The organism is Paenibacillus provencensis, from assembly GCF_042678545.1.
Taxonomy (GTDB): domain Bacteria; phylum Bacillota; class Bacilli; order Paenibacillales; family Paenibacillaceae; genus Paenibacillus; species Paenibacillus provencensis.
In genome coordinates, this window is record NZ_JBHTKX010000002.1 from 230,740 (window position 1) to 244,000 (window position 13,261).

A 13,261-nucleotide genomic window follows, 5' to 3' on the forward strand; every position below is an offset into this window, starting at 1 on the left:
ATCCGCTCCTTAAATAGTTATACTGATACGTAGGCTGCTGCCTGCATCTATATACTGTATGGGAGCAGAGGGAGGTTCATGAACAATTTCTTATGCTGCGCATTAGGAGCGGCGGCTTCCAAGTACACAAAAAAAGCATGATCTGAGTGAAGACTCAGGGACCATGCTCTTGTTGATATGAACTTATGCTTAAATCTGTACCAGCATCAGAATGATCGAGGACAAGCACAGACATACACTCACGAGACATAAGACTGCCAGGGTCTGCTTATGGGTCAGGCCTGCTCTCAATAATCTGTAATGAGCCTGGCTCGCATCTGCCTGATAGATCGCTTTTCCTTCCAGGAAACGCTTGATGACGACAAACAGGTTATCGAAGATCGGAACACCTAATGCCAGAATCGGAATAAGGATGGATAGAATCGTTGCCTGCTTGAATGCCCCATCCAAGGCGATGACGGCGAGAATAAACCCGAGGAACGTCGCTCCCGCATCTCCCATGAACACTTTGGCCGGCGGTTTGTTGAATTTTAAGTAGCCTGCAGTTACACCAACAAGTACGATTGCGAGCATGGCCGAGTGGCTCTGTCCCATTGTTAATGCCACGATAAACAACGTCGTCCCCGAGATCGCTGATAATCCTCCCGCAAGCCCGTCCATCCCATCGGAGAAGTTAATGACCGTGGTGACGCCGAAGATCCACAGAATGGTCAGTGTAAATTGAAGCCAAACAGGAAGAGAGATATATTCCTCGCTGAAGGGGTTATAGAATCCGGTAAAACGAATACCTGCAAAATATACAATGACAGCAGCCGACACTTGAACGAGCATTTTGGGCAGAGCAGGAAAGTCCTTGCCTCGGGTCTTGTACCAATCATCGACAGTTCCAATGACGAGCAGGAGCAGTCCTCCGGTAAACAAGGCTGCCGTCTGCCAAGTATATTCGCCCGAGAATAGCAGATAGGTGATGAAAAATCCGGCAAAAATCGCATAGCTTGCGGTAAGCGGGATTGGTTTCTTGTGCAGCTTGCGCTCCTCATTCTCTCTTGGCTTGTCCACGAAATCAATCTTAAGAGCGATCCTTCCTAGCGGAGGAATAAGCAGCACGACAATGAGCAGGGATACGATAAAAGCACCAGCGTACAGCATAGAACAGAAATCACCACTTTTCAGCATTTTTTTGACAGATCACTAGATGTATTATTCATCCATTGAATCAATTTCATAATACCTTTAGTTGCTTAAATCAAGGGTTAGATCAAAATGATTTTGTTTGTCTATATATAGTTTCAACTTCACCTTATTAATGATTTATTCAAATTATAGCTGTTTGTTTCGGGAATTGTCGATTGTTTTCTTCAGCCGCTTATATTCCGAGTAACAAGAGCGTGTTAGTACAAAAGAAAAAATATTCCGCTTTTTAAATAAATTTAGGAAAAAATCTTTTTTATTTTGGTTTTGTTTGCTATAATTTCCCACAAAGAGAAGCGAAAGGTAAAACTTCCGTGCTTTTATCACATCATCACGTCTTTCTCTTCGCAAATGACTCTTGTCTACTATGAAGGGGGAAAAAGGAATGAGAAGAAGCAGAAGAGGTTTCAAGCTGTCGTGTTTAACCCTGTTGTTGCTATCGTTATTGCTCAGTGCATGCAGTGGTGGAGGCGGAAATAATGGAGCTGACCCGGCGCCTGCTGATCCTGGATCAGGAGGAACGGAAGAAGCCAGTGAGCCGATTGAGCTTGAATTCTGGACCATTGCCCTTCAACCTACGTTTAACGACTATTTTAACGGATTGATCGAGGAGTACGAGGCAGCACATGAGAATGTGACGATTAAATGGAGTGATTTTCCGTTTGATGCGATCACGCAGAAGCTGCTGACGACGACAGCGAATAATGAGAGTCCGGATGTCGTGAACCTTAACACCGAATTTGCCAGTCAAATGGGTACCAAGGGTGCGCTGGCTGACCTGAACGAACACCTCACTGATGAAGAGAAGGCCGTATATTTCGACGGAATCTTCAATTCCACCATCATTAATGACAAAGCTTATGCTCTCCCATGGTACACCGGTACCGAAGTGCTGTTCATGAACAAGAAAATAGTGGAGGAGGCTGGACTCGATCCGGCAAATCCGCCGCAAACCAGAGAGGAACTGGCAGAGTGGGCTCGTACGGTTAAAGAAAAGACCGGCAAAGCCGGATACGCTGTGCAGCTCGTCTCGAAGCTCCTGCCGATCGACGGTATTCAGATCCTGAACGAAGACAAGACCGCAGCTGCGTTCAACACGCCTGAAATGGTGGCTATGATCGAGAACCTGCAGGGGTTGATGGAGGAAGGTCTGGTGGTGAAGGAGGATGCTGAATTCTCCAAACAGATCCAGTTCTACTCGGCAGAACAGACCGCTTTTGTACTCGCCGGACCAACCTTCATCAATTTTATCAAAACGTCCGCACCTGATGTATATGAGAACACGATTGCTGTATCTTTGCCGACAGGCAAAGCAGGCCTTAGATTGTCCAACTCCATGAACATTGTCGTACCTTCCAAGACCGAGCATCCAGAGGAAGCGGCTGAGTTTGCCAAATTTATTACCAATGCAGCCAATCAAACCGCCTTCTCCAAAGTAGCCAATACACTGCCTTCCACGAAGGAGTCCGTTGAAGATCCATTCTTCAAGGAATCCGATGGATCGCTTGAAGCCGAAGCGAAGCTGGCATCGAGCCAAAGCCTCACGGAAGCGACAGACTATATGGTCGGCGTACCGAATGCAGGCGATATCAACTCTGCGATTGCACGCGGACTGCAGGAGATCTTGCTGAACGGTAAAGAAATTCAGGCCACACTGGATGCAGTTGAGGCCGAAGTGAACAATATCCTGAAGCAGTAGCAAGCAAGGAAGGGCAGGCATAAGAACAACTGGAATGACGTTAAGTGAGGCAAGGAATGTGTTTCTTGCCTCATCTAATTCACAAGGGGGGAATGCAAATGAGGTGGGTTCGTTCTGAATCTTTTGCAGCCTGGGCATTCATGACCCCAGGTTTACTCATTATTGCCGTGTTTGTATTTTGGCCGATTATTTATGGAATACCACTGTCCTTAACGAATTATTCCGTCATTGGGGAAACAAAGTATATCGGTTTGGACAACTTCAAGAATGCATTCCTGGATAAGAACTTCACCATTTCCTTATGGAACTCACTGCTGTACGTCATCGTGGTTCCGTTTATTCAGATTTTTTCTATATTAATGGCGATTCTCGTGAACAGTCGAATTCCTGGGATTAAGCTCTTCCGTGCGGCTTATTACATTCCTGTTGTCACCTCTATGGTTGCTGTAGCCCTGATTTGGAGCTGGCTGCTGAGCAGCAATGGGGTCGTCAATTACCTGCTGATGAAGGTGGGAATCATTAGTGAGCAGGTATCCTGGCTGTCAACCAGCGAGACGGCACTGGCTACGCTCATGTTTATTACGATGTGGAAAGCACTCGGATATTACATGATGCTGTATCTCGCAGGTCTACAGGGCATTCCGAATGACCTCTACGAGGCAGCGAGAGTGGATGGAGCGAACCGAATGCAGCTCATTTGGTCGATTACATTACCACTCCTGCGGCCACATATCTTTTTCTGTTCCTTGATCTCCGTGATGGGGGCGGTACGTGTATTTGACGAGGTATATATCTTGACCAAGGGCGGACCGGGAACCTCGACGCTGGTATCAAGCGTGTATATTTTTGAAAAAGGACTGGAGCAATTCAATTTCGGCTATGCCTCTGCGCTGGGACTCATTGTGAGTGTGCTGATTGGCGGACTTAGTGTCATCGTGTTTAAGCTGAACCAGAAGGGCGGTGTCAATTCATACTGATGGAGACCGTTAAGTTAATCGAAGCTGACAAGTTGATGGAGACGAGCAGGCGCAAGAAAAAGACTGCACGGTTCATCCGCATGGCCATTACGTACCTGATGCTGTTCCTCCTGGCTATCTTTATGATGGGACCGTTCTTATGGCTGCTGAGCGTGTCGCTGATGCCCGGCCGTAATATTTTCTCGTCACCACCAGCCATCTTTCCGACCTTTATTGATTTTGAGAACTATGTACAGGTATGGCAGTTCATGAACTTCCCGAGGTATATGTGGAACACGGTTGTAATTACAGTGCTGGGTGTGGTGTTCAATATCATTTTGTCATGCATGACAGGGTACCCGCTCGCTGTATTCCGATTTAAGGGGCGGAACTTCGTGTTCGTTACCTTGATTGCAACGATGATTATCCCATCCTCCACCGCGATGATCGTGCATTACCTGACCATTCAGGATTTGGGACTAGGCGGCTCATACATGGGTGTTGTTCTGCCTGCGGCGGTGTCTGTCTTCAACATCTTCCTAATGCGGCAGACATTCCTGAACATCCCGATTGATGTGCGCGATTCTGGAAAGATCGATGGCGCCTCCGAATTTCGTATTTGGTGGCAGCTGATATTGCCGCTGGTGAAGCCAGGGATTGCCGTTATTGCCCTGCTGGAGTTCATGTCGTTCTGGAATAGCTTCCTGTGGCCCATGGTCATTCTGGATGACCCATTGAAATATCCGCTAGCGTCTGCATTGACAACGCTGAACGGTCAGTTCTCGTATAACTTCGGCTGGATCGCCGCTGGCACGATGATCTCGGTAATTCCGATCATCGTCGTGTTCCTGTTCACCCAGCGATACTATATGGAGGGAATCGCCGGAGCGGTGAAGGGTTAGAAGCTGCCTCTGTCCCGAAGGAAGAGGGACAGAGCCACGCCGAAGGCTGCAGGGGTTCAGAACTTCTCTGTCCCGTGAGGGAAGACAGAGCCATGCCGAAAGCTGCAAGGGTTCAGAACTTCTCTGTCCCTGTAAGGAAAGACAGAGCCACGCCGAAGGCTGCAGGGGTTCAGAACTTCTCTGTCCCGTGAGGGAAGACAGAGCCATGCCGAAGGCTGCAAGGGTTCAGAACTTCTCTGTCCCGTGAGGGAAGACAGAGCCATGCCGAAGGCTAAAAGGTTTTCAAGTATTCTTAATCTTTCATCTCTTAACTAACTAATATCAGGGCAAGGGTGAGGCGAAGCCAACCCGCCACACCTTAGCGCCAAGCGAGTGTTCTGGATTCTGAGCGACTTTTGGCTTTGAATGCATGAACAACTCCGAAGCCATGACTCCGCATTCAAAACAAGTCGGAGCGAAGAAGTCAGAACAGGAGCGTCCAGAAGTCAGAATACGAGCGTTCAGGAGCGTGAAAACTATGCACACCATCTTTGTCCCACTCGACGAAAGGCCATGCAACTATGAATTTCCGTACATGCTGGCAGAGGGCACGGAGCTCACAGTAGAGCGGCCTCCACTGTCCATGCTCGGATTGAAAAAAAGACCGGGCGATATTGAACAGCTGTGGACCTGGCTTGAAGAGAAGGCCAAGGGTGCAGGAGGAGCTGTCATCGCACTGGATACCCTTTTATACGGAGGAATAATCCCTTCCAGACTTCATGAATTTACGGAAGATGGGCTCATTGCAAGGCTTACAAGGCTGCGCAAGCTCAAAGAGCAGCATTTGAATCTCAAAATTTTCGCATTTCAGCTCATTATGCGCTGTCCGCAGTATTCCATATCGGATGAAGAGCCGGATTATTATGCGGATTGGGGACGTGAAATTTTCCGCAAAGGCTATATTAGTCACCGAGAGGAGCTGAATATAGCCACAGAGGAAGAGCTTGAAGAGCTCAAGGATATTAACAGCCGCCTTCCAAAGGAGGTGCTGGATGATTATTTGGGAAGAAGAAGCATCAACATCCAGGCTAACCGGGCAGTACTGGACTTGGTGAAGGATGGGGTCATTGACTTCCTCATCTTCCCGCAGGATGACTCAGCACCGTATGGATATACGGCGAAAGATCAGCAGGTGGCGAGACAGCGGATCAGTGAGCTGGACCTGGAGCTAAAGGCTTATATGTATCCTGGGGCTGATGAAGTCGGCTGTACGCTGATAACTCGGATGTTAAACGAGGCTAAGGGAGTAAAGCCGCTTGTATACCCTAGACTATCCTCTATTCAAGGTGCATTTGTTACACCGGTATATGAAGATCGATTTTTCTACGAGACACTAAAGTATCAGATCACAGCAGCAGGAGCTTTAATTGCGTCCAGTGCGAGTGAAGCGGATCTTATTCTGCTTGCCAGCACACCGGGTGAGACGATGATGGAGGCAGTGTCGCAGGAGCATCCATTTTTTAGCTATGATGTCTACCGCAATTTAATGGAGCTGATCGAGTATGGAGCCTACATGATGAAGGAGCAAGGCAAAGCTGTAGCCGTTGCAGATGTGGGCTATGCGAACGGTGCAGATCTCAAGCTGGTCAAAATGCTGCGTCAAAAAGGCATTCTGTTTGATCTGGCAGGCTATGCAGCCTGGAACACCAGCTCGAATTCGCTTGGAACCGTCATCTCGCAGGCTCTCATTTATACAATGTACGGGCGAACTCAGGAGCATCTTGATTTCCTCGCGCTTCGTTATGCGGAAGATGCATGCTACTGTGCTGCGGTTCGCAAGGAAATGAATGCGGGAGTTGTGGAAGAGATGGGCTACAACAAATTTCTGTTGGATGGTCCGCGGGGCAAGGTGGCAGAACGCGTCGAACAGCGGCTTGCTCAGGTATTGGAGGAGAAGATCAACGGTCCGGAGGGCCGAATTGAGATTATGGATTGTTACATGCCGTGGAATCGTACCTTTGAAGTTGGACTGAAAGTGAAATATCATGCCGTATGAATCAGGCAGGAGTAACCAGGAAGAGGGTGTATGCTAGTGAATCCCGTATTGGAGCAAATACGATATGGACTGATTGCATCATGCCAAGCTTTACCGGGTGAACCGCTTCATGGTTCGGAGACGATGGCGAAGATGGCCAAGGCAGCAGAAGAAGGAGGGGCAATCGCAATTCGCGCGAACAGCGCTGAAGATGTAAGGGCGATCAAGCAGGCGGTGAGCCTTCCTGTCATTGGAATCGTCAAACGAGATTATCCGGATTCGGAGGTATATATTACGCCCACGACGAAAGAAGTCGATGAACTTATTGAGGCAGGGGCGGATATGATCGCACTGGATGCTACGCGAAGAAAGCGGCCGGGTCAGGTCACGCTGGAGACGATGGTGGAGTACATGAAGTCTCGGGATATGCCAGTGATGGCCGATATCTCAACCTTGGCAGAAGGGCTGTACGCCGCGTCCCTCGGTGTCAGCTGTGTGTCAACCACGTTGTCGGGTTATACTCCCTACTCTCCAGACCTAGCAGGTCCTCATCTCGAATTGGTTAAGGAGACTGCTGAGCGGCTTGTCATTCCGGTGATCGCGGAGGGGAGGATCAGTGAGCCGGCTCAGGTGGAGGAGGTGCTTCGGCTCGGCGCATATGCCGTCGTGGTCGGTTCCGCTATTTCCCGTCCTCAATTAATAACGAAGCGGTTCGCGGAAGCCGCACGGAAGGCAGTGATTTCAATCCATGGAAATGAAAGATCGCATTAATACCTACTATCCTTCGCTGACCAAGTCGGAACAAAAAGTAGCAGAATGCGTACTGCAGAATGCCGATGATCTAATGTATTACTCCGTCACAGAGCTGGCCGATTATGCTGGAGTTGGGGAGACAACGGTCATGCGTTTTTGCCGGAAGATTGGATTCAAAGGTTATCAGGATTTCAAGCTGTCGCTTGCTCAGAATGCAGGGGCAAAGAAGCCGGGGGAACAGGACGAGGACAGCAAGGATTTTGTCCGTATGGTCTATGAGAACAACATCGATATCCTGCACTCGAGCATGAGTCTCTTGAACAGGAGTAAGCTGGAGCAGGCGATCGAATGGATCGACCAGGCGGGCAATGTGCAGTTCTTTGGCGTAGGTGCTTCCGGCATTACAGCGCTTGATGCCAAGAACAGACTGCTACGGATAGGCAGACGGTCTGAGGCGGTTGCAGACAGTCACATTCAGGCGATGATGGCGGTCAGTATGAGGGAAGGGGATGTCGCATTTGGAATTAGTGTATCCGGCAGTACCCTCGACACCAACGATATGCTGCTCAAGGCGAAGCAGAACGGAGCGAAGGTCATTGCCATTACGAACTATGCGAAGTCGCCGATTACTTCCATTGCTGACCTGGTGCTGCTGACGGCCGGCAAAGAAATGCCGCTCGAAGGGGGTTCAATTGGAGCTAAGATTTCGCAGCTGTTCATTATAGATCTTATCTGTGAAGGACTTGCAAGAACAAACATAGTAGAAACGAAGAGAATGAAGGAAAAGACAGCAAGGTCCGTTATTGATCGAAGCTATTGATATTTATGCGGGGCCTTGAGGAGAGGAGACCAGGAAATGACGTTAGTATTGCATGCAGATGTCATTGTAGTTGGGGCAAGTCTCGGGGGAACGATAGCAGCAAGAGCAGCAGCAAGAGCAGGTTTGAATGTTATTATGACAGAACAAACGGATTGGATCGGGGGACAGCTTACCTCGCAGGCCGTTCCGCCGGATGAGCACAGATGGATCGAATCCTTTGGCTGTACAGCGAGCTACCGGGAGTTTCGGGACCGGGTGAGGGAGTACTACAGACGGAATTATCCTCTGAACGATGTGGCCATGAATGATCCTGTTCTAAACCCGGGCAATGGATGGGTGAGCCGGATTGCTCATGAGCCGAAGATTGCCTTAAGGGTACTGGAAGACATGATGGCAGCATACATCAACTCAGGCCAAATTCGTATCTTATACCATACGGTGCCGAATGGAGCCGATTGTAAGGGCGACCATGTGCAGAGCGTCAGTGTAAGACATGTGCACACCGGCGAGGAACTCGTGCTGACAGGCGAATACTTTCTGGATGGTACCGATAACGGTGATTTGCTTCCAATCGTGGGCGCAGAATATGTAGTAGGTGCTGAATCGGGTGAGGAGACAGGCGAGCCGCATGCGCTCTTCAAGGCTGACGCCTGTGATATCCAGTCTATTACACATGTCGCAGCGCTGGAATATGTGGAGGGCGGCAATTTTATGATTGAACGTCCTGCATCTTATGATTTCTGGAAGGCTTATACGCCACTGCCGGATCGGATGCCTTTGTTCAGCTGGTTCGCAGGAGACGCGAATGACACAACGAAGCAGAAACAGTTTACGATGTTTCCCAATGACCAAGGAATAACTCCGTTATGGACCTATCGCCGAATTGTAGACCCGTCCATATGGCGGGAAGCGCTGCCGACAGGAGAAGTGACGCTGCTCAACTGGGCACAGAACGACTATTATTTGGCGCCGATCATTGGTGTTGGGTCGCAGAAGCAGCGGGAGCATGAGGAACAAGCACGAGATCTGACACGCTCGCTCGTCTACTGGCTGCAGACAGAAGCACCGCGCTTGGATGGAGGCGCAGGCTATCCCGGAGTCCGGCTGCGCGGAGATATTCTGGGGACAACCGACGGTCTGGCCAAAACGGCATATATAAGAGAGTCACGAAGAATCAAGGCACGCTACACGGTTACCGAGCATGATGTCAGCAAGGAGCTGCGTGGCGATCAGGGCATCAAACAGTACAGAGACAGCGTCGGCGTCGGCAGCTATCATCTGGATCTGCATCCGACAACCAAATCGCTGAGATCCTTTTACATACCTAATTATCCTTATGAAATCCCGCTCGGCTCACTCATTCCGATTCGTATGAAGAACCTGCTTCCTGCCTGCAAAAATATTGGAATGACCCAGATCGCGAATGGCTGCTACCGTCTTCATCCAACGGAATGGAACATTGGAGAGGCAGCGGGCTATCTGGCGGCTTATTGCCTGAGACACGGCATCCAGCCTGCTCATGTACTTGATTCAAGTGAGCATCTGGAGCAGTATCAGCTTCTGCTTACTCATCAGGGCGTCGAGCTGCACTGGCCGGATGAGGTGTATGATACGATGTACTAATAGTGACGAAGCAAGTGACAAATAAATTAGCGACCCCATTAGCGGAAATGCCGTGGGGTCGCTTTTTTGAGTTAGGACTTTGCCTAATTCGGTTCTACTAAGTTAAGAAACGTGATCGGGTTAGTCCTTGATCGCCCCTGCGGCAATGTCTGAGATGAACTGCTTACTGATAAACAGGAACAGGATAATGAGCGGAATAATCGCCAGCAGCGTTCCGGCAATGATCATGGCATAATCTGTGTTGTACAGTCCGTTTAGCTGGGACAAGGCGATCTGAAGGGTATACCTGCTCTCGTCAGTCAGCACGATGAGCGGCCAGAGATAGTCGTTCCATACCCCAATGAAAGTGAAGGCACCGAGAAAGGCGAAGGCAGGACGCAGAATCGGCAGAGCTACATTGAAGTACAGTCGGAAGAAGCCGGCGCCATCCATCCGTCCTGCATCAAGCAGCTCCTTCGGGATCGAGCCTTCCGCATATTGCCGAATCCAGAAGATTCCGAAGGCATTGACCATGCCGGGAACAATGAGTGCCTTGTAGGATCCGACCCAGCCGAGCTCAGCCATTATAACGAAGGATGGTACGAGCGAGAGCTGGGATGGCACCATCATGGTGGCGAGCAGAAGAACGAACAGCCACTTTTTACCCGGGAATTCAAATTTGGCAAAGGCAAAGCCGGCGAGTGAATCGAAGAACAATACGAGTATTGTGACGACAGCAGAGACAAACAAGGTGTTAAGAAAAGCTCCGACAAAATCAATCTGTTCCATGACTCTTGTGAGATTGTTCCAGAACTCTCCCCCAAACCACAGCTTTGGCGGGAAAGAATAGATGTCTGCAGTCGTTCTCGTCGACATGACAATCAGCCAATAGAAGGGGAACATCGAGATAACGAGACCAATGGCTAAGCCGACGTATAGACCGATGGATTTGAGTCTTGCCTGTATCATGAAGCCTCACTCCTTCTAATTGGATGATTTGCCTTGAACGAGCTTCCAGTTAAGAATCGAGAACAGTGCAATAATGATGAACATGCCCCAGCCGATAGCTGCACCATATCCAAAATAGTTGTTAATGAAGGATTCACGGTACAGATACAGAACAATCGTCATTCCTGCTCCACCGACCCCGCCATCATTGCCGAGCAAGATTTGCGGTTCGGTAAACAGCTGCATACCGCCGATCGTGGAGGTGATGACCGTGAACAGAATTACAGGACGGAGTAGTGGAATCGTAATGCGGAAGAAGGACTGAGCGCCGGTAGCGCCGTCAATCTTAGCTGCTTCGTACAGATTCTGTGGAATGGCTTGAAGTCCGGCCAGATAGATGACGGCATTGTAGCCTGCCCAGCGCCAAATGACCATGGAGGCAATCGCCGTCTTAATTCCCCAGCCTGTATCTAGCCATTGCACCATGGGAATCCCGAAGAGATTAAGAATATAGTTGAATATGCCGTAATTGTTCGAGAACAGGGCAGCAAAGATAATCGATACGGCAACAATGGACGTGACGTTGGGAAGGAAGAAGCCGACCCGGAAGAAGGTCTTGAATTTGACGAATGGAGCGTGAAGCAGGAAGGCAATGACAAGGGCGATGAACAGCATTGGAACGGTGGAATAGATCCAGATAATGAAGGTGTTCCCAACCGCTTGCCAAAATTCCGGATCCGTCACCAGGTAGCTGAAGTTGTTCAATCCGTTATACGTCATTTCACCGATGCCGTCCCATTTCTGGAAGGCAAGATATAGAGAGAATCCGATCGGGAACAGACCGAATATGGCAAACACAATATAGAAGGGAGAAATGGCAGTGTATACGGCTCGATTTTTCCAGATTTCCGACCATAGCGATTCTTTTTTGGCTGTAGGCACATAGGATGAGCCTGTTTTCGGTTCCAGAGATTGCATATCGGTAGCCTCCTTTTGTAAGTGAGGAATACGTGCAGGTGGTTCCTATCGCTTCAATTCCCGTTCGATCCTTTGCAGCGCTTCATCAAAGGCTGTTTCCTGATTCAGATTGGCGATGTTCTTCAGCCAGCGGGTCATGATGCCATGCACGGCAGGGTAACGTTCGCCGAAGAAGGAGACTTTAACGTTGCTCGCCGATGCTGCAAATACTTCTCCGGTAACCTGACCGCCAAAAAATTCTTCTTCCTTCTGAACCGTTTCGCTGTCAAATACACCCGGTGTAGACGGGAAGAGGTTGAGATTGGATAGCGCTGTCTCTTGGTTCTCTGGGCTTTGCAGCCATTTGATGACCTCGAAGGCCTCCTGCGGATGCTCACTGGATTTAGGGATGGCGAGGAAGGAACCGCCGACATTTCCATCTCCGCCAGGTGCCCTTGCTACCCGCCATTTCCCTGCACTGTCTGGAGCCGCTTCAAGCAGTGGCTGCTTCATCCATACGGCACCGACATAGGAAGCGATCGTTCCTTTGTTAATTCCCGCATTCCATTCGGGTGTCCAGTGCTCAGCGTTTGCAATGAGGCCGTTATTGGAGAATGCAACAGCTGTATCCCATGCGTATTTGATCACCTCGTTCTGATCCCCGATGTACTGCCCATCCTCCGTAAAATATTTTTGCTCACTTTGCGAAATGATCTGATTGTAAACGTTATCAATATTGTCGGTCATAAATACCTTGCCATCAAAGGTCTCCTTGACCTTCAGGCCTGCATCAATATAGTCTTCCCAGGTAGACAGGGCCTGGCTGACCTCATCCGGATCGGTTGGCAGTCCGGCCTGCTCAAATAGATCTTGGCGATAGAAGAGTGCGGTGGGACCGGTATCCATCGGAAACGCGATCATTTTGCCGTTTGGCGTAACTCCTTGCTGCCATTTCCAGTCAAGATAGAGGTCTTCAACTTCGGCAGCTCCGAGCTCATATAAATCGTAGAATCGGTCCTCACTCGGAAAGAGCTCCATGACCCAGTCGTTCAGGGCAACGATATCGGGCTCTCCGGATTTGGCGGCAAGCGTGGTTTTCAGCTTCGATTTGAAATCACCGCCGATTTTTTGAGTGACCAAATTAATGTGTGGAAATTGTTCCTTTGCTTTTGCAAGAAGCCCATCATCAATACTTCGATTCCAATACCATAATGTAAGCGTTATCTTTTTGCTGGATACGGAAGAATCCTTAGATGCACCAAAGCTGCAACCGCTCATGACAAGCACAAAAATGAGACTGACAATAATCAAGGACGTCCGTTTCATAGATTTTCCCCCTTGGTAGTCTTCGTTTGTTACTCGCATAACTATGGATATGAGACAAGAAGAAAGATATGAGGTTTTTCTGTAGAATCTAAG

Annotated in this window: 11 protein-coding genes; 7 read left to right on the forward strand and 4 right to left on the reverse strand. The window is 49.2% G+C overall.

Translation table 11 applies throughout. From position 1 onward, the window contains the following. Positions 1–189: 189 nt before the first annotated feature. A complete protein-coding gene (locus ACFQ3J_RS17235; RefSeq protein WP_091160140.1) occupies positions 190–1,149 on the reverse strand; it encodes an MraY family glycosyltransferase in 960 nt (319 codons plus the stop codon). Positions 1,150–1,576: 427 nt separating this feature from the next. On the opposite strand from ACFQ3J_RS17235, the gene ACFQ3J_RS17240 reads away from it, so the two are divergent. The 7 genes from ACFQ3J_RS17240 to ACFQ3J_RS17270 all read left to right on the forward strand — a co-directional run bounded on the left by ACFQ3J_RS17240 (position 1,577) and on the right by ACFQ3J_RS17270 (position 9,958). Then, positions 1,577–2,890 carry an ABC transporter substrate-binding protein gene (locus ACFQ3J_RS17240; protein ID WP_251582989.1) on the forward strand — a complete coding sequence of 438 codons (1,314 nt, stop codon included), beginning with the start codon at positions 1,577–1,579 and terminating at the stop codon, positions 2,888–2,890. A 98-nt stretch (positions 2,891–2,988) separates the two neighbouring features. Further along, entirely contained in the window at positions 2,989–3,867 is an 879-nt protein-coding gene (locus ACFQ3J_RS17245) for a carbohydrate ABC transporter permease (RefSeq protein WP_091160143.1), read from the forward strand. Beyond that, entirely contained in the window at positions 3,867–4,748 is an 882-nt protein-coding gene (locus ACFQ3J_RS17250; RefSeq protein ID WP_379293503.1) for a carbohydrate ABC transporter permease, read from the forward strand. The genes ACFQ3J_RS17245 and ACFQ3J_RS17250 overlap by 1 nt, the downstream gene beginning before the upstream one ends. A gap of 517 nt (positions 4,749–5,265) precedes the next feature. Next, complete coding sequence (locus tag ACFQ3J_RS17255; RefSeq protein WP_251582988.1) at positions 5,266–6,783, forward strand: DUF4127 family protein; 1,518 nt, start codon at positions 5,266–5,268, stop codon at positions 6,781–6,783. Positions 6,784–6,813: 30 nt separating this feature from the next. Further along, positions 6,814–7,533, forward strand: a complete 720-nt coding sequence (locus tag ACFQ3J_RS17260; RefSeq protein ID WP_091160148.1) for an N-acetylmannosamine-6-phosphate 2-epimerase — start codon at positions 6,814–6,816, stop codon at positions 7,531–7,533. Further along, the gene (locus ACFQ3J_RS17265; protein WP_251582987.1) at positions 7,511–8,335 is read left to right on the forward strand and encodes a MurR/RpiR family transcriptional regulator; all 825 of its coding nucleotides are present in this window, start codon (positions 7,511–7,513) and stop codon (positions 8,333–8,335) included. Before ACFQ3J_RS17260 ends, ACFQ3J_RS17265 begins: the two co-directional genes overlap by 23 nt. A gap of 36 nt (positions 8,336–8,371) precedes the next feature. Next, positions 8,372–9,958 carry an FAD-dependent oxidoreductase gene (locus tag ACFQ3J_RS17270; RefSeq protein ID WP_251582986.1) on the forward strand — a complete coding sequence of 529 codons (1,587 nt, stop codon included), beginning with the start codon at positions 8,372–8,374 and terminating at the stop codon, positions 9,956–9,958. A 120-nt stretch (positions 9,959–10,078) separates the two neighbouring features. On the opposite strand, the gene ACFQ3J_RS17275 is transcribed toward ACFQ3J_RS17270, so the two are convergent. Genes ACFQ3J_RS17275 through ACFQ3J_RS17285 form a run of 3 tightly spaced genes read right to left on the reverse strand, consistent with a single transcriptional unit; the run spans position 10,079 to position 13,168 of the window. Continuing rightward, positions 10,079–10,906 carry a carbohydrate ABC transporter permease gene (locus ACFQ3J_RS17275; protein WP_091160153.1) on the reverse strand — a complete coding sequence of 276 codons (828 nt, stop codon included), beginning with the start codon at positions 10,904–10,906 and terminating at the stop codon, positions 10,079–10,081. Positions 10,907–10,921: 15 nt separating this feature from the next. Continuing rightward, the gene (locus ACFQ3J_RS17280; protein ID WP_251582985.1) at positions 10,922–11,863 is read right to left on the reverse strand and encodes a carbohydrate ABC transporter permease; all 942 of its coding nucleotides are present in this window, start codon (positions 11,861–11,863) and stop codon (positions 10,922–10,924) included. 45 nt (positions 11,864–11,908) lie between these two features. Then, positions 11,909–13,168 carry an ABC transporter substrate-binding protein gene (locus ACFQ3J_RS17285; protein WP_251582983.1) on the reverse strand — a complete coding sequence of 420 codons (1,260 nt, stop codon included), beginning with the start codon at positions 13,166–13,168 and terminating at the stop codon, positions 11,909–11,911. Positions 13,169–13,261: the final 93 nt, after the last annotated feature.